Below are 20083 nucleotides of genomic sequence, written 5' to 3'. Positions count from 1 at the left end.
CCGACGATCTTGCGTTGATCGTTTAACGAGTATAGGTTTAAAGCTCACTTTAAGGTCAAACACGATTCGGCAAACCGCATTCCCGCTTTCACTCGGCATCAGGAGAATTCAAGTGCAGGGAGATGACATCCTCATGACGATGGAGCAACGGCTTGCCGCCCAGCGTCACGCCTTCCTGCGCGACGGCGCACCGACGATCGCTCAGCGCAAAACCGCCCTGCGCCGCCTGCGGAGCGCCATTTTGGCCCAGCGCGGTGCGCTGACGGCGGCCGTCAGCGCGGACTTCGGCCACCGCTCGCCTTACGAAACCGAAATTCTGGAGATCCTGGTCACCGTGCAGGCGATCGATTATCTGCTGCGCCACCTGAAGCGCTTTATGCAGCCGGAACGCCGCCACGTCGCCCTGCCGTACCAGGCCGGGCGCGCCTACGTGCAATACCAACCTAAAGGCGTGATTGGCGTCATGGCGCCGTGGAACTATCCCTTCTCGTTGACCTTCATCCCGCTGGCTACCGCCCTGGCCGCCGGCAACCGCGTGATGCTGAAACCTTCGGAGCTCACGCCGCGCACCAGCCAACTCATCGAAACGATGGTGGCGGCGCTGTTTCCCGCCGATGAGGTCGCGGTGGTGACCGGCGGGCCGGACGTCGGGGCCGGGTTCAGCACACTGGCGTTCGATCACCTGGTGTTCACCGGCAGCACGGCGATCGGCCGCCAGATCATGCAGGCGGCCGGTAAAAATCTGGTGCCCTTGACGCTCGAGCTGGGCGGCAAAAGCCCCGCCGTCGTGGCGCCCGGCGCACTCACCGCCAGAACCGTTAACAGCCTGGCGTTCGGTAAGCTGTCGAACGCGGGCCAAACCTGCATCGCACCCGATTACCTGTTGATCCATCAGGACGATGTGGAAAACTTCATCGCGCTCTACGACGCGGCGGTCAAAGCGTTTTACCCCAACGGGCCGACGAGCCATGACTACGGCACCATCATCAACGACAGGCACTACCACCGTTTGCAGGATCTGCTCGCCGACGCCCAGGCGCGCGGCGCGCGGATCGTTCCGGTGGGCCACCGCCCGGACTCGGCGGCGGAACGGCCGAAAACCCTCGCCCCCACGCTGATCGTCGGCGCCCCCGACGACAGCCGGATCATGCAAGAGGAGATCTTCGGGCCGCTGCTGCCGATACGCACCTACACCGCCTTTGATGAAGCGATCGACGTTATCAACGCCGGGCCGCGCCCGCTGGCGCTGTACTACTTTGGCCCAGGCGGCACGCTGCAGGACAGGCTGCTGGCGCGCACCACCTCCGGCAACGTCAGCGTCAACGCCACCCTGCTGCATTTTGCCCAGGACGATCTGCCGTTCGGCGGCATCGGCCCCAGCGGCATGGGGGCCTATCACGGCATTGAAGGATTCCGGGCGTTGAGCCACGCCAAGGGCGTCTTCATCCAAAGCCGCTGGCACTTCACCGATCTGCTGCGCGCACCGTTCGGCAAGCTGGCAGACGCGGTGCTCAAGGTGATGCTGCGGCGCCGATAAGGCGGCGTGCTGGCTATCAATAACACAGCCATGAATCGCCGCAAGCTATCGCAATATTCACTCATTCCTATTTTATCTCTCCGCCGCCGCTGACTAAGCTTAGCCATGAGTCACCCTTTGCCCGTTAGCGGCCGGGGCGATGTGATTCCATTGAGTTCAGTTATTTAGCGCAACACCCGACGCAAGCCTGACCCGCATGCCTTGTTAACCGCTCCACGCCCGGCGGCTGGAGCACCTTTACGGAAGCAGAGAGCGCATTATGACAACTGAAAGCAAATGCCCGTTTTCGGGCGGCAAGCAGCCCGCACCGCAAGACGGCCCCACCAATCAGGATTGGTGGCCTAATCAGCTCAGCCTGAAACCGCTGCATCAGCACTCCCCCCTGTCCGATCCAATGGACAAAGACTTCAACTACACCGATGCCTTCAACAGTCTCGATCTGGCGGCGGTCAAACAGGATCTGCACGCCCTGATGACCGATTCGCAGACATGGTGGCCGGCGGATTTCGGCCACTACGGCGGCCTGTTCATCCGCATGGCCTGGCACAGCGCCGGCACCTACCGCATCGGCGACGGCCGCGGCGGCGCGGGCGAAGGCCAGCAGCGCTTCGCCCCGCTCAACAGCTGGCCGGACAACGTCAGCCTCGACAAGGCGCGCCGCCTGCTGTGGCCAATCAAACAGAAATACGGCCGCAATATCTCCTGGGCCGACCTGATTATCCTGACCGGCAACGTGGCGCTAGAATCGATGGGCTTCAAAACCTTCGGCTATGCCGGCGGCCGCGCCGACACCTGGGAGCCGGACGACGTCTACTGGGGTTCGGAGAAGATCTGGCTGGAGCTGAGCGGCGGGCCAAACAGCCGCTACTCGGGCGACCGTGACCTGGAAGACCCGCTGGCGGCGGTGCAGATGGGCCTGATCTACGTCAACCCGGAAGGCCCGGACGGCAACCCCGATCCGGTGGCCGCCGCGCGCGACATCCGTGAAACCTTCGCCCGCATGGCGATGAACGACGAAGAAACCGTGGCGTTGATCGCCGGCGGCCACACCTTCGGCAAGACCCACGGCGCCGGCCCGGCGTCTAACGTCGGCGCCGATCCTGAAGCGGCCGGGCTGGAGTCGCAGGGCCTCGGCTGGCACAGCACCTTCGGCACCGGCGTCGGCAAAGACGCCATCACCAGCGGCCTGGAAGTCACCTGGACCACCACCCCAACCCAGTGGAACCACGACTTCTTCCGCCACCTGTTCGAATACGAATGGGAGCTGAGCCAAAGCCCGGCCGGCGCGCATCAGTGGGTGGCGAAAGACATCGGTGAAACCATTCCCGACGCCTTCGATCCGAACAAAAAACGCCGCCCGACCATGCTGACCACCGACCTGTCGCTGCGCTTCGATCCGGCCTACGAGAAGATTTCGCGCCGCTTCTATGAGCACCCGGAAGAGCTGGCCGACGCCTTCGCCCGCGCTTGGTTCAAGCTGACCCACCGCGATATGGGGCCGCGCGCGCGCTACCTCGGCCCGGAAGTGCCGCAGGAAGAGCTGATTTGGCAGGATCCGATCCCGGCGGTCGATCATCCGCTGATCGACGAGCAGGATATCGCCGCGCTGAAAAACGCCGTGCTGGCTTCCGGCCTGCCGGTGTCGGCGCTGGTCTCCACCGCCTGGGCGTCGGCCTCGAGCTTCCGCGGTTCCGACAAACGCGGCGGCGCCAACGGTGCGCGCATTCGTCTGGCGCCGCAAAAAGACTGGGCGGTCAACCAGCCTGCGCAGCTCGCCGCGACGCTGGCCAAGCTGGAGAGCATCCAACGCGCCTTCAACGATGCCCAGACCGGCGGCAAGCGCATCTCGCTAGCGGATTTAATCGTGCTGGCCGGCACCGCGGGCGTGGAACAGGCGGCGAAGAATGCCGGTTTGGCCCTGACGGTGCCGTTCGCGCCGGGCCGCATGGACGCTTCGCAGGAGCAGACCGACGTGGACTCCTTCGAAGCGATGGAGCCGCTCGCCGACGGATTCCGCAACTTCCTGAAGGGCAAATACCGCGTGCCGGCCGAAACGCTGCTGGTCGACAAGGCGCAGCTGCTGACCCTGACCGCGCCGGAAATGACGGTGCTGGTCGGCGGGCTGCGGGTGCTCGGCGCCAACGTCGGCGGCACGCAGCACGGCGTGTTCACCCAGCGGCCGCAGGCGCTGACCAACGACTTCTTCGTCAACCTGCTCGACATGGGCACCACCTGGCACCCGGTCGGTGAAGACGGCCTGTTCGAAGGGCGCGATCGCCGCAGCGGCGCGGTCAAGTGGACCGGCAGCCGCGTCGATCTGGTGTTCGGTTCGCACGCGCAGCTGCGCGCGCTGGCCGAAGTCTACGGCAGCGCCGACGCGCAGGAGAAGTTCGCCCACGACTTCGTCGCCGCCTGGAACAAAGTGATGAACCTCGATCGTTTCGACCTGGCGTAAACTCCCCGCAACGGCCTGCTTCGGCAGGCCGTTTTTTCTCCCGAGATCAACACCGCCTCCGCTCAACGCCAGCCGCAGCGCCCGTCGTTATATTTCATTTTTCCGCTTATTCGTATTTACTCAACAAGTCATATAAAAATTTGATGGGCGGCAATTCTTTTAATGCTGTATTTATATTTAGACGGCAATGAAGACCGTAAACTCAGCTGGCTAATGCGATATATCCCATCCAGGAGAACACCGTTATGGATTATCCTCGATTCACCTCAATATGCGCCAAGGCGGGTTTTATTCTCATCGCCGCCCCTTAGCGGCTGCGGGCCCGGCTGCCAAAGGCGCCCACCGTTTTTATGCCAATAAAAAAGAGGTTCTGCACCTGGGTGATATTTTCCTAGGCGCCAGACGCTCGCCCTTATTTAATGCTTCACCCCGCGCACTGCGCTTTTCTTTTTTATTTTTCAACCGACGGGAAAGGTCATAGGGAATCACACTTTACTCAGGAAAATAACCGCTACCTGGAGGTCATCATGCAACATATTATCGGTATTTCTTCTCGTCGGCTGAGGATATCGGCCCTTGCGCTGCTGCTCCCGGCAATGTCCTGGGCGGCCGATACGGCGTCTCTCGCCGTAGGGCCGCAATATGACACCACCCATGTTTACGTCGAACGCGGCAAGATGGATGCTTTTGTCGACAGCATTCTGAAAACCTTTGGCGGTACCAGCACCGAACGCGTGCTGGTCAACGTCACGCCCACGCCGAGCGAAACTTACTCCCAGCTGATACTGACGCCGGCCGGCAGCTTCTCGGTGTTCGATTTCAAAACGCCGATCCCTCACCCGTTCGGCACCGAGCGCAACGGTTTTCTGGTCAGGGATATGGACGCCGCCATCCACCAGGCCAGGGCCGCCGGCGCCGATGTGCAGGTTGCGCCTTTCGACGATCCGATCGGCCGCGACGCGGTGATCCAGTGGCCCGGCGGCGTCAACATGCAGCTCTATTGGCATACCAAGGCGCCTAACTACAAGCCGCTGTTGAGCGTGCCGGAAAACCGCCTGTATCTCTCCGCCTACCGCGTCGACGATTTCCTGAAAAGCTACCAGGCGTTCTCGCACGGCAAGGTCGTGAGCGACGAACAGGTCAGCGATACGGCGATCGGCCGCAGCGACAACGGCAAGATCCGCCAGATCGAACTGGACTCCCGCTTCGGCAAAACGCGCATTTTCGTCACCGACGGGCATCTGCCTTATCCGTTCGGCCATGAGCGCACCGGCTATGGCGTCGACGATCTGCCGGCCACGCTGGCCAAAGCGACGGCCAGCGGCGCGCAAGTGCTGTGGCGTTCGACGGCGGCGGAGCGCCGCGCCTCGGCGCTGGTGCGTTTCCCCGGCGGCTACATCGCCGAAATTCACCAGACGGCTAAATAAACCCAAGGCGCGCTACGGCGCGCTTTTTTCTTCGGATATCCATGATGAAACGCACGCTTCCCGCACTGTTGCTGTTCTCCACGCTCCCCGCCCTGGCGGCGGAGCCCGCCGCGTCCCCCTGGAAAAACATCCCGTTGGGCGATGCGGCCACCCTGTCTTTCGACGGTTCACTGCGCGAGCGCTATGAATGGACGGATCAACGGGATCTGAGCGGCGGACGCGACGATACCTTCATGCAGCGCCTGCTGATTGGCGCGCGCCTCGACTATGGCGACAACTTTGGTGCCTATGTTCAGTTGGGATCGTCACTGGCCACGCCGCGCGATCGCGGGCGTAAACCGACCGACGAAGATCATGCCTATCTCGGTCAGGGCTATGTGGACTTAAAACTGCCCACCGCCTACGGCCTCGGCACCCTGCGGGTCGGCCGCCAGGAGATTGCGCTGGGTTCGCTGCACCTGATGGGCACCCGCGACGGCCCCAACGTGCGCCGTTCTTTCGACGCCGTCCGCGCCAGCTGGGCCAAGGATAAAAACCGCCTCGACGCCTTTATCGGCCATCCCGTCACCCTTAAAACCGGCAGTTTCGACGACGATACCGACAACAGCCAAAAGGTGTGGGGGCTGTACGGCACCACGCCGCTGGCCGCGCTGGCGTCCTCGCTCGATCTCTACACCTTCGGCTTTGAGGATAGCGATGCCCACTACGCGCAGCTCAGCGGGCAAGAGCGGCGTTATACCGTCGGCGCGCGCATTTTCGGCGCGGCGCAGGGATTCGACTGGGACAACGAGGCCGCCTGGCAGTTCGGCAGCGCAGAACAGCGCGACATCCGCGCCTGGTCGGCGTCGGCGCACGCCGGGTATACGGTGAGCGACTGGCGCTGGCAACCGCGCTTCGGCGGCAAGATTGGCATCGCCAGCGGCGATAAAAACGGTCACGATGGGCAGCTCAATACCTTTAACGCCATGTACCCCAAGCTGCCCTACCTGACCGAGAACGGGCTGGTGGCGCCGGCTAACCTGATCGCCATCCACCCTTCGGTCACGATTACGCCGTGGCAAACCCTGTCCATCGATTTCAGCTGGGACGCGCTATGGCGGCAACGCCGTGAGGACGCATTCTATCTCGGGCCTATGCGCCCGGTGAAAGGCAGCGAGCAGGGCTCGCGCTTTATCGGCAACCAGTATCAGGTCGAAACCACCTGGACGCCGCGCAGCGATCTCCAGTTCAAAGTAGCCTATGTCTACTTCGACGTCAGCAACAGCCTGCAGCAACATGCCGGGCTGAAAGACATGAACTTCGTGCTGGCGCAGGGCACCTACAGTTTTTAACGCCAGGCCAAGAAAAAGGGCGCCGAACCTGGCGCCCCGTCTGTCTCACACCGCTTCCAGCTCCCTCGCCAGGGTGGCGACCAGCTCCGCCGCCGGCATCGGCCGCGCCAGGCCCACGCCCTGCCCGGCCCACAGCGACATAAACTCTCCGCGACCGGCCTTGGCCGCCGCCTGGCGGATATCGCCGGTGAGCGCGTTCTGCACCGGATAGGGCAGGATCTGCGCCTCTTCCGCGCGCATCTGCCGCATGAAATCATTGACGATGCCGCGCGCCGGGCGGCCGCTGAAGGCGCGCGTCAGGCGCGTACTGTCATCGCCGGCGTTGCTCAGCGCCGCCCGCCAGACTTCGGCGATGCCCGACTCCGGGCTGCACAGGAACGCGGTGCCCAGCTGCGCCGCCTGCGCGCCCAGCAAGCGCGCCGCCGCGATGCCGCGCCCGTTCATGATGCCGCCCGCGGCGATCACCGGGATCTTCACCGCCGCCACCACCTGCGGCAGCAGGGCCATCAGGCCGACGCAGGATTGCTCGATGTCGCCGAGGAAGGTCGGGCGGTGCCCGCCCGCCTCCGAGCCCGAGACGCAAACGAAGTCGGCACCCGCCTCTTCCCAGGCGCGGGCTTCCGCCACCGTGGTGGCGGTGCCGATCACCCGCGAGCCGGCCTTCTTGAACTGCGTGACCGTGGCGCGCGGCAGCACGCCGAAGGTGAAGCTGGCCACCGGCGGCGCCGCCTCCAGCAAGGCCGCGATCTGGTCACGGTTGTTTTCGGCGAATTGGGTGGGAATCGGCGGCTCACTCAGCCCCAGCGCTTCGCGGAACGGCCGCAGCAGGTGCTGGGCGCGCTTGAGCTCGGCGAGATCCGGGTGCTGCTCATCGAGCAGAAACAGATTGATGTTGAACGGCGCGGCGGTCTGCGCGCGGATCTGCTGCACGCGTTCGAGGATCACCGCCGGTGAAAACAGCGCCGCCGCGCACGAGCCCAGCGCACCGGCGTTACTCACCGCCACCGCCAACGCCGGCGGCGACGCGCCGTTCATCGGCCCCTGAACGATCGGATAGCGCAGCCCAAGCTCGCGGGCAAAAGCAGAAGGTGCCGTCATCAATGTGTCTCCCTGTGCTGACTACATTCGTCTTACGGCGGCCGCGCCGCCGAACCGACCAAAAGCATAGCACCTTCTCACCGCCGGGCCGTGCAGTTAATGCTTCACCTGATGCCGGTCGAGCGACAGGAAGTGATGCACCACCGGTTTCTCCGGCCCGATATGGAAGCGCAGCGCCTCCTGCTGCAGATCGGCGTCGGCGTGCGACACCCGCTGGTGCTGCCGCAGGTGCTCCGCCCAGGACTCCACCAGGAACCACTCCATGATGCATTCCGGATCGCCGGTGTGCTCGGTGATGCCCCAGGCGTAAGCGCCGTCGCGGCGGCGTGCCCGCTCCAGCATCAGCAAGGTGCGCAAGAACTGCGGCCGATCCTGTTCGCGGATGCGGTATTCCACCTGAATCATCACCGGGCCGCGATCGTTCTCAACCGGCGTGTTGACCAGCGGCTCCGGCCAATGGTTCGACGGCTGCAGATCGGCCTCGCCGGTCGGCAAGCGCAGGCGGTGGAACAGCAGCCCCGCCGCCAACAGGCCGACGCCGCCGACCAGCAGCGTGGCGGCCACGCCCAGCTCCTGCGCCACCAGCCCCCACAGCAGGCTGCCCGCCGCCATCGCGCCGTTGAACACCATCAGGTAGATGGCCAGGCCGCGGCCGCGCACCCAGTTGGGCAGCACGCCCTGCGCCGCGCCGTTGAGCGTGGTCAGCGCAATGATCCAGCCGGCTCCCAGCACCAACAGCAGCACCACCGCCAGCCACTGCGGCGGCGCCAGCGACAGAGCCGCCATCACCACGGCGGTGAGCACCGCCGCCAGCAGCACCAGCCCGTCGACATTCAGCCGCTGGCGCAGGCGCGGCAGCGCGATCGCCCCGAGGATCGCCCCGGCGCCTACCGCCCCCAGCAGCACGCCGTAAAAACCGGCGCTGCCGCCCAGCATGCGGCGCGCCACCAGCGGTAGCAGCGCCCAGACCGAGCTGGAAAAGGCGAAGAACACCGCCGCCCGCAGCAGCACCACGTGCAGCTCGCGGCTGGAACGGGCATAGCGCAGGCCGGCGCGGAAGGCGCCGAAGAAGTGTTCCGACAGGCCGCTGTCCTCGGCCTTCGGCCGCTTCCACCACAGCAGCGCCGCGATCACCAGCACATAGCTCATCACGTCCGCGCCGTAGGCCGCGCCGGCGCCGAAGCTGGCCAGCAGCAGGCCACCGGCCGCCGGGCCGATGGAGCGGGCGATGTTAATGCCGAGCGAGTTCAGCGCCACGGCGTTTTTCAGCTCGGTGCGCGGCACCAGCTCCGGCACGATCGCCTGCCAGGTCGGCCCCATCAGCGCCGCACCGATGCCGCCGACGAAGGTCAGCGCCAGCAGGTATTCCACCGTCAGCGCACCGGTCTGCGACAGCACCAGCAGGCTGCCGCTGACGCAGGCCAGCAGAATTTGCACGAAGATCAGAAAGCGCCGCCGATCGAGGATGTCCGACAGTACCCCGGCCGGGATCGCCAGCAGGAACACCGGCAGCGTGGCGGCGGTCTGCATCAGCGCCACCGCCGAGGGGTTGCTCGACAGATCGGTGATCAGCCACGAGCTGGCGACGTCGCGCATAAAGCTGCCGACGTTGCCGAGCACCGTGGCGCCCCACAGCACCGCAAATAATGGGATTTTCAGCGGCGCGAAGCCGCCCGCCGCCGCCTTGTTTTCCGTCTGTTCAGCCATCCGTTCGCTCCTTCAAATCGTTAAATGCCACCAGCAACAGCGCGCCGGCCAGCCCGAGGTGTTCAAAAAATCCGTTCATCATCTGGCCGCGCTCCGCCCCGTCGAACTGCCAGAACGGATTGGCCATCAGCGTCGCCATCAGGGTAAAACCGGCCAGCGCCAACGCGCCGAGCCAGCGATAAAAGCCGCTCAGGATCAGCGCCGACGCCGCCAGTTCCAACAGCGTCACCAACACGGCGAACAGCGCCGCCGGCTGCAGGCCGAAGTGGGTCATCTCGGCAACCGCGCCTTCGACGTTCAGCGCCTTGACCAACCCGCCCTGTATGTAGGCGGCGCAAATGGCGAGCAGCAGCAGCCAGCGCACCGCGGGCGCATGCAGCCGCTGCGCGCAGCGGGCGGCGATAGCAGTCAGGTTCATCGCGCCCCCTTAGAACGGCGAATTCTGGATAAAGGCCAGCAGATCGGCGTTGAAGCGATCGGGATCGACCTGCGCCAAGCCGTGAGCGCCGCCGGCGTAAACGTTCAGCTCCGCCTGTTGCATAAGCTTAGCGGCTTTCAGCGCCGAGGCGCCGATCGGCACGATCTGATCGGCGTCGCCGTGCACCAGCAGCGTCGGTCTGTCGATCGCCAACAGATCGGCGGTGTAATCCACTTCGGAGAACGCGCTCACGCCGTCGTACTGCCCTTTCACGCCGCCCTGCATGGCCATCAGCCAGAAGTGGTCGATCAGCCCCGCATTGCTCTCCACCTCGTCGCAGTGGAAGCCGTAGAACGGCACCGCCAGATCTTTGAAGAACTGCGAGCGGTTGCCCGCCACGCCGCTGCGAATGCCGTCGAAGGCCGCCATGGGCGCGCCTTCCGGATTGGCCGGCGTTTGCAGCATCAGCGGCGGCACGGCACCCACCAGCACCACCTTCGCCACCCGATCGCTGCCGTGGCGGCCGATGTAGCGCGCCACTTCGCCGCCGCCGATGGCGTGGCCGACCAGGATCAGATCGCGCAGATCCAGCGTTTCAATCAGCAGAGCCAGATCGTCAGCGTATTGGTTAATGTCGTTGCCGTGCCAGGTCTGATCCGAACGGCCGTGGCCGCGGCGATCGTGGGCGATCACCCGGAACCCGCTCTGGCCAAAAAACAGCAGCTGGTTGTCCCAGGCGTCGGCGGACAGCGGCCAACCGTGGGAGAACAGGATCGGCTGGCCGCGGCCCCAATCCTTGTAGAAAATGCGCGCGCCATCGGGCGCGGTGAGGATGCTCATGACGTGTTCCCCGCTCGGTATTGAATTGGATTTTGTACCGGGTAACAGTACGGCAGGCGCAAAGGCAGTGATAACGGAATAATTTTCGCATGATCGCGAGTTTTTTTGCTGAAGAGGCCGGCGTCACCGCCGGCGTAAAACGTCAGATGTTTTCCAGATCGATACCGCGCGTTTTCGGGCCGAACAGCCCGATCACCAGCATCACGATCAGCATGCTGGCGACGATAAACGCGATTACCCCCAGCGAGCCGCCGTACTGCAAGATAATGCCGATGATGATGCTGCTGAACACCGTCGACAGCCGGCTGAAGGAGTAGCAGAAACCGACGGCGCGGGCGCGGATGTGGGTCGGGAAGATCTCGGATTGATAGGAGTGGTAGCTGTAGGTCAGCCAGGCGTTGGACCAGGTGATGAAGAAGCCGCACAGGATCAGCCACAGCGGGTTGTTCTGCAGCGCGAACAGCGAGCCGAAGATCACCGTCACCAGGCAAGACAACACGATCTGCCACTTATTCTCCATCTTATCGGCGTAGAAGCTGCACAGCAGCGAGCCCAGCGGGTAGGCCAGCGTGATGAAGAAAGCGTACAGCAGGCTGTGGGTGACCGAAGCGCCCTTGCCCGACAGCAGCGCCGGCAGCCAGTTGCCGAAGCCGAAGAAGCCGATGGCCTGAAAGAAGTTCATCACCACCAGCATCAGCGTGCGATCGCGATACTGCGGCGCCCAGATGTCGCGAAAGCGGCCGCGCAGCGGCGCGCCCTCGGCATCGTCAGCCGGGCGCGACGGGAAGTCCGTGGCCGCCACGCCGCAGCGCCGCTCCATATCCCGCATCACCTGCCGGGCCTGCGCATAGCGCCGCTGCTGCACCAGCCAGCGCGGCGACTCCGGCAGCCCCTTGCGCACCAGCCAGATCACAAGCGAAGCCAGCGCGCCGGCGATCACCACGTAGCGCCAGCCGCTCAGGCCCCAAATCGTCTGCGGCACCAGCCACCAGGACATCAGCGCCACCGCCGGCACCGACAGGAACTGCACGAAGAACGCGAAGGCGAAAGCCCGGGTGCGCAGATGCGCGGGCACCCACTCCGTCAGGTAGGTATCGATGGTCACCAGCTCAATGCCGAGCCCAACGCCCACCAGAAAGCGCAGAAAGATCACCCACTCCGCCTGCTGTTGAAACGCCAGCAGCAGAGAGAAGGCGCCATACCAGATCAGGGCGAACATAAAGGTGGCGCGGCGGCCGAAGCGATCGGCGTACGGGCTCAGCAGGCTGGCGCCGACGAACAGGCCGAGAAAGGTGGCGGAGGCGAAGGCCGCCTGGTCCGAGACGCCGAAGACGCCCTGCGCGCCGGTGTGGAAAATACCGTCGGCGATAAGACCGGTGCTGATATAGCCGGTCTGAAACAGATCGTAGAGTTCGAAAAAGCCGCCCAGCGACAGCAGAATGATAAAGCGCCACAGGCCGGCCGACGCGGGCAAGGCGTCGATTCTGGCCGCCAAATCCCGCGCATGGATCGGCGACGCCGCTACAGAGTCACTCACCGTTAACCTCGCATTAACATTTTTGATGACTTTCTATGCTAGCGAAGCGGCGTCGGAGTTAAATTTTTAATTAGCAGACTATGAAAAAAAGTTAAGCATAAAACGCTGCAGCAGCCTGTTTTATCGCAGGAAAATACAGCGCGGGGTGCCGCAACGGCCCCCCGAATCGGTGGTTTAACGGCTGGGGTGCTGCTGCAGCCGTTCGCTGCGGTAGAAGTTCAGCAGGCACCAACCGAGAGCGATCAGCGCCAGCGGCGCGGCGACGAAGCCGATGTTGCCCATGCCCAGATGCAGGCTCACCTGGTTGCCCAGCAGCGCCCCGCTGCCGATGCCGAAGTTGTACAGGCCGGAGAAAATCGCCATCGCCACGTCGGTGGCGTCCGGCGCCAGGCTCAGCACTTTGGCCTGCATCGACAGGCCGATGGCCATGATCGCCATGCCCCAGAAGATGCACAGCACCGTCAGGTGGCTTTCGCTGCCGGCGGCCGGCAACAGCAGCAGCAGGCTCAAGGCCAGCAGCGCGATGGCGCCGATAAAGAAACCGGAAGGAAAACGCTCGCTGTAGCGGCTGAACAACAGGCTGCCGACAATGCCGGCAGCGCCGAACAGCAGCAGCATCAGCGTGGTGAAGTTCTCCGACAGCCCGGCCACGGTCTGGATAAACGGCTCGATATAGCTGTAGGCGGTGAAGTGCGCCGTCACCACGATGACGGTCAGCATGTACAGCGCCAGCAGCGCCGGGCGTTTGAACAACAGCGGCACGCTGGCCAGCGAACCGGAGTGTTCGCTTTTCAGCACCGGCAGCAGACGCCACAGCAGCACTAGCGCCAGGGTGGCGCACACCGCGATGCCGATAAAGGTCATGCGCCAGCCGAGCAGTTGCCCCACCACCCTCCCGAGCGGCAGCCCGAGCACCATCGCCAGCGCGGTGCCGCCCGCCAGCAGGCTCAGCGCCTGGGCTTTCTTGCCCGGCGGCGCCACGCGGATCGCCAGCGAGGCGGTGATCGACCAGAACACCGAGTGCGCCAGCGCCACGCCGGCGCGCGAGATGACCAGCGTGGTGAAGTTCCAGGCCACGGCGGTCAGCACGTGGCTGGCGATAAACAGCATGAACACGCCGATCAGCAGCTTGCGGCGCTCGATTTTGCTGGTCAGCAGCATGCACGCCAATGAGGCGGCGGCGACGATCCAGGCGTAAATGGTAATGATCAGACCGACCTGTTCGGTTTGCATCGAGAAGCTGGCGGCGATGTCGCTCAGCAGACCGACCGGAATAAATTCGGTGGTGTTGAAGATAAAGGCCGAGACGGCGAGGATAACCACGCGCAACCAGGCGGTTGAGCGCGAAACGGCAGCGTGTTCCATGGTAAACAAAATCCGGACAGGTGCGGGCAAGTAGCGATATTTTAACCAACCGGCCCGCTAAATGCGATACGCGTCACACTTTAATTGTGTGGTTTTTTTCGCCGCATTTCGACACATTCGCAGACACACGGTTGCACAAATGCTGTGCTAATCTCTTGAAGCGTACCAATTTTTCCTGCCGCTCTTCCCCTCCGGCCGCCGCAGACGACGCGCCGCGCCGAAGAACCGCGCGCAGTGTCCATTTGGCGTTTTCTGAGGCGAGGTCATTATGCCCGCGATTTATGATTGGTCCGTGCTCGCATTGCGCAATGTTTACGATCGCCGCATTCAGGGCAAGCCGGTGCTCGACAGCGCCGCGCTGTTCCCCGACGCCGAACGTTTCACCGCCCAATGGCGGCAGATCCGCGAGGAGGCGCTGACCGTCGCCCACGATCTGCACAATATTCCCCGTTTTCACGAGATCATGATCCAGCAGGAATCGATCTCCGCCAACGACGCGCGCGACTGGCGCATGTTCATCATGAAGGCCTACGGCCAGCCGATCGCCCGCAACCTGGCGCGCTGCCCGACGCTGGCGGCGCTGATCGCCTCGTCGCCGGACGTGCTGTCCGCCTCGCTCTCTTTCCTGGCGCCCGGTAAACAGGTGCCGCCCCACCGCGGGCCGTTCCGCGGCATTCTGCGCGGTTATCTGGTGCTGGACATGCCCAAACGCGCCGACGGGTTGCCGGCGGCGGTGCTGAAAGTGGACGGCCGCGAATACCGGCTGCACGAGGGGGAGTTCATGCTGTGGGACGATACCTTCGAACACGAGGTGTGGAACGACAGCGCGCAGGTGCGCACCGTGCTGCTGCTGGACATCCGCCGCCGCGACATGCCCGGCGGGCTGCGGCTGCTCTCCAGCGCCATCATCGCCCTGGTGCGGCTGAACGTGCGCTGGATGCAGCGCCAGTTCTGAGTCCGGCGCTCTGGCGACTAACCGTCCTGGGAGGTCGGACATTGCTGCGCCAGCCACTGCTCGGCGGTAGTGGTGACTATGCCCTGGCGCGCATTGAAGGTCTTCGCCTTATCCCAGGCCACGCCGTCGGGCCGGGCGAAAGCCAGCCGGTATTTGGCGCCGACGTCACGCGGATGGCTCAGCACCTCCTCCTGCAGCCTCTCTTTGTCCAACAGGACTCTGTTGACCTCAACGCCCCAGTGCGCCTGCATGACATCGGCAAGCTCGCGGTAGGTCAACGTGTCCCCGGCGATATAGACCACCTGGTTGCGAAACGCGGGCCGATGGAAAAAAATCGCGGCCGTCAGCCGGCCAATGTCCTCGGGGGTGGTCAGCGTCACCGCGTAACGCCAGTCGCCCAACGCGCGCACCGTTTTGGTGGCCGCGTCCACCACGCCAAAACCCGGGTCAAACAGGTAGCTGGTGAAAATGCCCGTGGAAACAATCACCCACTCCGTCGCCTTCTGCGCACGCAGCAGGTGGCGCACTTCGAGCTGTTCATCCCACACCTGTTGCCCGCTGCCTGTGCCGACAACATCGTAGTCCACGCCGAACTGCCACGGGAAATAACGCGCCACGCCCGCCTGCAAAACGGCCTGGGTGATCTTTATCTGCGTGCCCGCCCCGCCGACAAAGCCGCTGCAGTTGATCACCGCGTCAAAGCCGCGCAGCAGCGCACTCAGCTCATCCACGCTGTTTTGCTGCAGATCGCCTTCCACCACGGCGATACCGAGCCGCGCCAGCGCATCCCGCCGCGCGCGATGCGGGCCGGTGACGGCGCGGGCGGCCTCCGGCCGCAGCAGCACGCTGATATTTAAAGCGTGGTGTAACCGGGCCTGCCGGCTCATCGCGCGCAATACCGGCAGCCCCAGTTCACCGGCGCCGAGTATGAGCACGGTATTGATGGATGGATTTGTGGATTTCATTCTTGCCTCCTGTCTTGACACTGCGCCATCCTGACAGCTGACAAAAACGGGTTCAATTAGGTACACGCGTGATACCGGAGAGGAATATGGCGAACGATCGGGAAGCGCTGCTGCAATTTTCGCAGGCGTTCTGTGAAGAATTGAGCAACGACGATGAAGGGTTGAAGCGTGAGATCCTCGCGCATGCGGGCAACCGTTGGTCGCTGGGGGTATTGCATATCTTGGGCACCCACGGGCCGCTGCGCCACGGCGAGATAGGCCGCCAATTAGCGGGCGTGACGCAGAGAATGCTGACGCGGACGCTGCGCCACCTCGAACGGGACGGGCTGATATCGCGCTGTGATTATCAGGAAAAGCTGCCCCGCGTGGTTTACACCATCACCGACGCGGGGAAAGAGATGCTGCTCAACATGCTGCCGCTCTGGTCGTGGATTATCGCCTCCGCCGACGCCTTCAGGGCGGCCCGCTCACGCTACGATGATCAAGAACGAAGCGCCGCCGAGGGATGAACGCGGGCCTCCCTGCCCAAAGGGCGGCGCTCAACCGCCGCCCAGATAGGCCTTTCTTACCTCCGGATCGTTCAACAGCTCTTGCCCGCTGCCGGTGAGGCGGATCTGGCCGTTGACCATCACATAGCCGCGATCGGACAGCTTCAGCGCATGGTTGGCGTTCTGCTCCACCAGAAACAGCGTCATGCCGCTGCGAGTCAGCTCGCGCAGCACGCCGAAGATCTGCCGCACCACGATCGGCGCCAGCCCCAGGCTCGGCTCGTCCAACAGCAGCAGCTTCGGCCGGCTCATCAGCGCGCGGGCAATCGCCAGCATCTGCTGCTCACCGCCGGACAGGGTCATCGCCCGCTGGTTGCGCCGCTCCTTGAGGCGTGGAAACAGCTCGAACATGCGCGGCAAATCCTCTTCCAGATAGCGGTTGCCGACGGTGATGGTGCCCATCAGCAGGTTCTCCTCCACGCTCATGTCCGGGAAGATGCGCCGCCCCTCCGGCGCCTGCGCGATGCCGCCAGCCGCCACGTAGTGCGTGGAGCGGCGGCTGATGTCCTCGCCGCCAAACAGGATCTGCCCGCCGGCGATGCGCGGCTGGCCGAAGATCGACATCAACAGCGTGGATTTGCCCGCGCCGTTGGCGCCGATCAGCGCCACCGTCTCCCCGGCGTTGACCTGCAGCGACACCTGGCGCAGCGCCTGGATCGGCCCGTAAAACACGTCCACTTCGCGAAATTCCAGCATCGCTTCGCTCATCCCGCCAGCTCCTCTTCGTCCGCGCCCAGGTAGGCGGCGATCACCGCCTCGTTGTGCTGGATCTCCTGCGGCGTGCCGCGGGCGATCACGTCGCCGTGATCGAGCACGATCACCCGATCGGAGATCTCCATCACCATGTCCATGTCATGCTCGATCAGCAGCACCGTGATGCCGTGATGCTGGCGCAGAAAACGGATGATGCGGCTCAGCGTGGCCGTTTCCACCGGGTTCAGCCCAGCGGCCGGCTCGTCGAGGCAGATCATCTCCGGCGCGGTGCACATGGCGCGCGCGATCTCCAGCCGCCGCTGCTGGCCGTAGGACATCTCCCCCGCCAGCCGGTTGGCGCAGTCCACCAGATCCACCACCTCCAGCCAGTAGAAGGCGTGATCCAGCGCGGCGCTCTCCGCCCGGCGGTAGCCCGGCGTATTCAGCACCCCGGCGATCAGGTTGCGGTTGCTCTGCATGTGCTGCGCCACCAGCAGGTTCTCCACCACCGACATTTCGCGGAACAGGCGGATATTCTGGAAGGTACGCGCCAGCCCGGCGCGGTTGACCAGGTGGGTGCCGCCGAACATCTTGTAATAGAGGCGAGAGCCGAGCCGCTTCGGGCGTATCCAGTCGCCGGCGCGAAACTTCTGCCCCAGCACCTGGATCACGTCGGTCGGCCGCTTGTGGGTATTGAGCAGGATCGCGCCGCCGCTGGCGCGGTAAAAGCCGGTCAGGCAGTTGAACACCGTGGTCTTGCCGGCGCCGTTGGGGCCAATCAGGGCGGTGATGGAGCCGCGCTCCACCTCCAGATTGACGTCGTTCAGCGCCTTGATGCCGCCAAAGCGCATCATCAGGTGCTCCACCCGCAAAATGGCGTCGCTCATGGCGCCACCCCCTTGCGTTCGGCGAAGCTGGCGCGGCTGATGCGCACCAGCCCGCGCGGCCGCCAGATCATCATCGCCACCATCAGCACGCCGAACAGCAGCACCCGGTATTCCGCGAAGCTGCGCAGCAGCTCCGGCGCCACCGTCAGCACGAAGGCCGCCAGCACCACGCCGAGGGTGGAGCCCATGCCGCCCAGCACCACGATCGCCAGGATCAGCGCAGATTCGAAGAAGGTGAACGAGGTCGGATTGACGAAGCCCTGATAGGTGGCGAAAAACACCCCCGCCAGCCCGGCGGTGGAGGCACCCAGCATAAACGCCGACAGCTTCACCAGCACGTGATTGAGCCCGAGAGAGCGGCAGGCGATCTCATCCTCGCGCAGCGCTTCCCAGGCGCGGCCGATCGGCATGCGCGTCAGCCGGTGCTTGATGTACAGCACCAGCAGCACCACCAAAAACAGCACCGCATAGATGAAAATGAACTTGAGGTTGGGGTTGTAATCGATGCCGAGAAACTCGTGGATCGGCACCCCGCCGTCTTTGGCGCGGCGGCCGAACTCCAGGCCGAACACCGTCGGCGCCGGCACCGAGATGCCGTTCGGCCCGCCGGTGAGCGACATCCAGTTGTTCAGCACCAGCCGGATGATCTCCCCGAACCCCAGCGTGACGATCGCCAGGTAGTCGCCGTGCATGCGCAGCACCGGAAAGCCCAGCAGCGCGCCGGCCAGCGCCGCCATCAGCGCCCCCAGCGGCAGCATCGCCCAAAATCCCAGCCCGAGGTACTGATAGCCCAGCGCCAGCCCGTAGGCGCCGATGGCGTAAAACGCCACATACCCAAGATCGAGCAGCCCCGCCAGGCCGACCACGATATTCAGCCCCAGGCCGAGCAGCACGTAGATCAGGCCGAGGATCGCCACCGTCAGCAGGTATTTGGTGGCGACGAACGGGAACAGCAGCGCGATCGCCGCCATCAGCGGCAGGATCCAGCGCAGGTTGGATTTATAGCCCAGCGGCCGCACGTAAACGCCGTCGTTGCCGCCGTCGAAGCGCGCCAGCACCCTGCGCCCCGGCGCGGTTTGCAAGAACAGGCTCAGCAACAGCCGCCCGGCCATCACCGCGACGATAATCCACACCAGCCGGTGCGGCTCGAAGTTGAAGCTGTAGCCGTTCAGCACGATGCCGACGATCGGCCCGAACACGATCAGGGCGATCAGCCCGGCCAAGAGGGCGTCCAGCAGGCTGCGTTTAACGTCCAGCCCGCCGTTGATCACGGATTGCGACATGGCGTTCTCCTTAAACCTTGGCGATCAGCGGCCGGCCGAGCAGGCCCTGCGGACGGAAGATCAGGATCGCCACCAGCAACCCGAAGGAGAACACGTCCTTGTAATCCGAGTTCACCATGCCGGCGAACTGCGCCTCCGCCACCCCGAGCAGCAGCCCGCCCAGCATGGCCCCCGGCAGCGAGCCGATGCCGCCCAGCACCGCGGCGGTGAAGGCCTTGATGCCGATGATAAAGCCGACGTAAAAATCGAAGGTGCCGTAGTTCATGGTGATCAGCACCCCGGCCAGCCCGGCCATGGCGGCGCCGATCACGAACACCAGCGAGATCACCCGATCGGTATTGATGCCGAGAATCGAAGCCATTTTGCGATCCTGCTGGGTGGCGCGGCAGATGCGCCCCAGCCGGGTGCGCTGAATGATGTAGGTGAGGATCGCCATGCCGAGCAGCGACGCCACCAGAATAAACACCTTGGTGTAAGTGATCTGCACCACGCCGCCGTCGAACTCCAGGCGGAACACGCCGCTCAGCAGCGTCGGGATGCCCTGCTGGCGCGGTCCCTGGCTTATCTGCGCGTAGTTTTGCAGGATTAACGACATGCCGATGGCGGAGATCAAGGGCGCCAGGCGGGTGGAGTTGCGCAGCGGCTTGTAGGCGATGCGCTCGATCACCCAGCCGTACACCCCGGTGATGACGATGGTGAACACCAGCGTGCCGAGGATCAGCAGCGGGAACGAGTGCAGCCCGAAGAACGACAGCAGCGCCAAGCCGATGGCGCACAGGTAGGCGGAGATCATGTACACCTCGCCGTGGGCGAAGTTGATCATGCCGATGATGCCGTAAACCATGGTGTAGCCGATGGCGATCAGGCCATACACTGCGCCAAGGGTCAGGCCGTTGATCAGCTGTTGCAGAAAGAATACATCCATAATGAGCAGTCTCGCCTGGTAAGGCCGCCAACGTAGTCCGACGCGGCCCAAAGGTCATCGCGGAACGGGCGCGCCAGGGCGGCGAGCCCGTCGGTCATAGGGTTACGACTTC

General features: G+C 64.2%; 17 protein-coding genes. 6 read left to right on the top strand and 11 right to left on the bottom strand.

All coding sequences use genetic code 11. From position 1 onward, the window contains the following. Positions 1-133: 133 nt before the first annotated feature. The 4 genes from ACJ8HT_RS01800 (at position 134) to ACJ8HT_RS01785 (ending at position 6750) form a co-directional block, all read left to right on the top strand. On the top strand, positions 134-1537 hold the full coding sequence (locus ACJ8HT_RS01800; RefSeq protein WP_197652475.1) for a coniferyl aldehyde dehydrogenase: 1404 nt from the start codon (positions 134-136) through the stop codon (positions 1535-1537). A 259-nt stretch (positions 1538-1796) separates the two neighbouring features. Next, positions 1797-3992, top strand: coding sequence for a catalase/peroxidase HPI (gene katG / locus ACJ8HT_RS01795; protein WP_197652473.1), 2196 nt, complete (start codon positions 1797-1799; stop codon positions 3990-3992). Positions 3993-4519: 527 nt separating this feature from the next. Next, positions 4520-5419, top strand: coding sequence for a VOC family protein (locus ACJ8HT_RS01790; protein ID WP_244664469.1), 900 nt, complete (start codon positions 4520-4522; stop codon positions 5417-5419). A 41-nt stretch (positions 5420-5460) separates the two neighbouring features. Next, positions 5461-6750: an alginate export family protein gene (locus tag ACJ8HT_RS01785; RefSeq protein WP_197652471.1), complete on the top strand. Its 1290-nt coding sequence runs from the start codon at positions 5461-5463 to the stop codon at positions 6748-6750. A 45-nt stretch (positions 6751-6795) separates the two neighbouring features. Here ACJ8HT_RS01785 and ACJ8HT_RS01780 read toward each other — a convergent pair whose 3' ends face one another. The 6 genes from ACJ8HT_RS01780 to ACJ8HT_RS01755 all read right to left on the bottom strand — a co-directional run bounded on the left by ACJ8HT_RS01780 (position 6796) and on the right by ACJ8HT_RS01755 (position 13715). Continuing rightward, entirely contained in the window at positions 6796-7848 is a 1053-nt protein-coding gene (locus tag ACJ8HT_RS01780) for an NAD(P)H-dependent flavin oxidoreductase (RefSeq protein WP_197652469.1), read from the bottom strand. Positions 7849-7944: 96 nt separating this feature from the next. Continuing rightward, the gene (locus ACJ8HT_RS01775) at positions 7945-9555 is read right to left on the bottom strand and encodes an MFS transporter (protein WP_197652467.1); all 1611 of its coding nucleotides are present in this window, start codon (positions 9553-9555) and stop codon (positions 7945-7947) included. Next, positions 9548-9973, bottom strand: a complete 426-nt coding sequence (locus ACJ8HT_RS01770) for a DoxX family protein (protein WP_033635204.1) — start codon at positions 9971-9973, stop codon at positions 9548-9550. Before ACJ8HT_RS01770 ends, ACJ8HT_RS01775 begins: the two co-directional genes overlap by 8 nt. Positions 9974-9982: 9 nt before the next feature. Then, positions 9983-10813, bottom strand: a complete 831-nt coding sequence (locus ACJ8HT_RS01765) for an alpha/beta fold hydrolase (RefSeq protein WP_060420336.1) — start codon at positions 10811-10813, stop codon at positions 9983-9985. A 142-nt stretch (positions 10814-10955) separates the two neighbouring features. After that, positions 10956-12350, bottom strand: coding sequence for an MFS transporter (locus ACJ8HT_RS01760; protein WP_197652465.1), 1395 nt, complete (start codon positions 12348-12350; stop codon positions 10956-10958). Between the two features lie 174 nt (positions 12351-12524). Further along, the gene (locus tag ACJ8HT_RS01755; protein ID WP_064289828.1) at positions 12525-13715 is read right to left on the bottom strand and encodes a sugar transporter; all 1191 of its coding nucleotides are present in this window, start codon (positions 13713-13715) and stop codon (positions 12525-12527) included. Between the two features lie 268 nt (positions 13716-13983). On the opposite strand from ACJ8HT_RS01755, the gene ACJ8HT_RS01750 reads away from it, so the two are divergent. Beyond that, the gene (locus ACJ8HT_RS01750) at positions 13984-14670 is read left to right on the top strand and encodes an aspartyl/asparaginyl beta-hydroxylase domain-containing protein (RefSeq protein ID WP_197652463.1); all 687 of its coding nucleotides are present in this window, start codon (positions 13984-13986) and stop codon (positions 14668-14670) included. Positions 14671-14687: 17 nt separating this feature from the next. Here ACJ8HT_RS01750 and ACJ8HT_RS01745 read toward each other — a convergent pair whose 3' ends face one another. After that, on the bottom strand, positions 14688-15635 hold the full coding sequence (locus ACJ8HT_RS01745) for an aromatic alcohol reductase (RefSeq protein ID WP_197652461.1): 948 nt from the start codon (positions 15633-15635) through the stop codon (positions 14688-14690). A gap of 86 nt (positions 15636-15721) precedes the next feature. Between ACJ8HT_RS01745 and ACJ8HT_RS01740 the strand changes: the two genes are divergently transcribed. Next, the gene (locus tag ACJ8HT_RS01740) at positions 15722-16144 is read left to right on the top strand and encodes a winged helix-turn-helix transcriptional regulator (RefSeq protein ID WP_197652460.1); all 423 of its coding nucleotides are present in this window, start codon (positions 15722-15724) and stop codon (positions 16142-16144) included. 30 nt (positions 16145-16174) lie between these two features. On the opposite strand, the gene ACJ8HT_RS01735 is transcribed toward ACJ8HT_RS01740, so the two are convergent. The 4 genes from ACJ8HT_RS01735 to ACJ8HT_RS01720 are packed head-to-tail and all read right to left on the bottom strand — an operon-like array spanning position 16175 to position 19971. Next, positions 16175-16891: an ABC transporter ATP-binding protein gene (locus ACJ8HT_RS01735; RefSeq protein WP_041035896.1), complete on the bottom strand. Its 717-nt coding sequence runs from the start codon at positions 16889-16891 to the stop codon at positions 16175-16177. After that, positions 16888-17763, bottom strand: a complete 876-nt coding sequence (locus tag ACJ8HT_RS01730; protein ID WP_197652459.1) for an ABC transporter ATP-binding protein — start codon at positions 17761-17763, stop codon at positions 16888-16890. Before ACJ8HT_RS01730 ends, ACJ8HT_RS01735 begins: the two co-directional genes overlap by 4 nt. After that, positions 17760-19046, bottom strand: coding sequence for a high-affinity branched-chain amino acid ABC transporter permease LivM (gene livM, locus ACJ8HT_RS01725; RefSeq protein WP_197652458.1), 1287 nt, complete (start codon positions 19044-19046; stop codon positions 17760-17762). The genes ACJ8HT_RS01730 and livM overlap by 4 nt, the downstream gene beginning before the upstream one ends. A gap of 10 nt (positions 19047-19056) precedes the next feature. Then, positions 19057-19971, bottom strand: a complete 915-nt coding sequence (locus ACJ8HT_RS01720) for an ABC transporter permease subunit (protein WP_004928592.1) — start codon at positions 19969-19971, stop codon at positions 19057-19059. Positions 19972-20083: the final 112 nt, after the last annotated feature.

Origin of the sequence: Serratia sp. CY44782 (genome assembly GCF_052168715.1) — a bacterium.
Lineage (GTDB): Bacteria > Pseudomonadota > Gammaproteobacteria > Enterobacterales > Enterobacteriaceae > Serratia > Serratia nevei.
Note: the sequence above shows the minus strand (reverse complement) of the source record. Positions and strands in the feature narration are given on the sequence as shown.

Coding starts and splice junctions, on each gene's coding strand:
- ACJ8HT_RS01770 (WP_033635204.1), bottom strand. CDS start 9,973: ATGAACCTGACTGCTATCGCCGCCCGCTGCGCGCAGCGGCTGCATGCG.
- ACJ8HT_RS01755 (WP_064289828.1), bottom strand. CDS start 13,715: ATGGAACACGCTGCCGTTTCGCGCTCAACCGCCTGGTTGCGCGTGGTT.
- ACJ8HT_RS01745 (WP_197652461.1), bottom strand. CDS start 15,635: ATGAAATCCACAAATCCATCCATCAATACCGTGCTCATACTCGGCGCC.
- ACJ8HT_RS01775 (WP_197652467.1), bottom strand. CDS start 9,555: ATGGCTGAACAGACGGAAAACAAGGCGGCGGCGGGCGGCTTCGCGCCG.
- ACJ8HT_RS01765 (WP_060420336.1), bottom strand. CDS start 10,813: ATGAGCATCCTCACCGCGCCCGATGGCGCGCGCATTTTCTACAAGGAT.
- ACJ8HT_RS01785 (WP_197652471.1), top strand. CDS start 5,461: ATGATGAAACGCACGCTTCCCGCACTGTTGCTGTTCTCCACGCTCCCC.
- ACJ8HT_RS01780 (WP_197652469.1), bottom strand. CDS start 7,848: ATGACGGCACCTTCTGCTTTTGCCCGCGAGCTTGGGCTGCGCTATCCG.
- ACJ8HT_RS01750 (WP_197652463.1), top strand. CDS start 13,984: ATGCCCGCGATTTATGATTGGTCCGTGCTCGCATTGCGCAATGTTTAC.
- ACJ8HT_RS01730 (WP_197652459.1), bottom strand. CDS start 17,763: ATGAGCGACGCCATTTTGCGGGTGGAGCACCTGATGATGCGCTTTGGC.
- ACJ8HT_RS01800 (WP_197652475.1), top strand. CDS start 134: ATGACGATGGAGCAACGGCTTGCCGCCCAGCGTCACGCCTTCCTGCGC.
- ACJ8HT_RS01720 (WP_004928592.1), bottom strand. CDS start 19,971: ATGGATGTATTCTTTCTGCAACAGCTGATCAACGGCCTGACCCTTGGC.
- ACJ8HT_RS01790 (WP_244664469.1), top strand. CDS start 4,520: ATGCAACATATTATCGGTATTTCTTCTCGTCGGCTGAGGATATCGGCC.
- ACJ8HT_RS01740 (WP_197652460.1), top strand. CDS start 15,722: ATGGCGAACGATCGGGAAGCGCTGCTGCAATTTTCGCAGGCGTTCTGT.
- katG (WP_197652473.1), top strand. CDS start 1,797: ATGACAACTGAAAGCAAATGCCCGTTTTCGGGCGGCAAGCAGCCCGCA.
- livM (WP_197652458.1), bottom strand. CDS start 19,046: ATGTCGCAATCCGTGATCAACGGCGGGCTGGACGTTAAACGCAGCCTG.
- ACJ8HT_RS01735 (WP_041035896.1), bottom strand. CDS start 16,891: ATGAGCGAAGCGATGCTGGAATTTCGCGAAGTGGACGTGTTTTACGGG.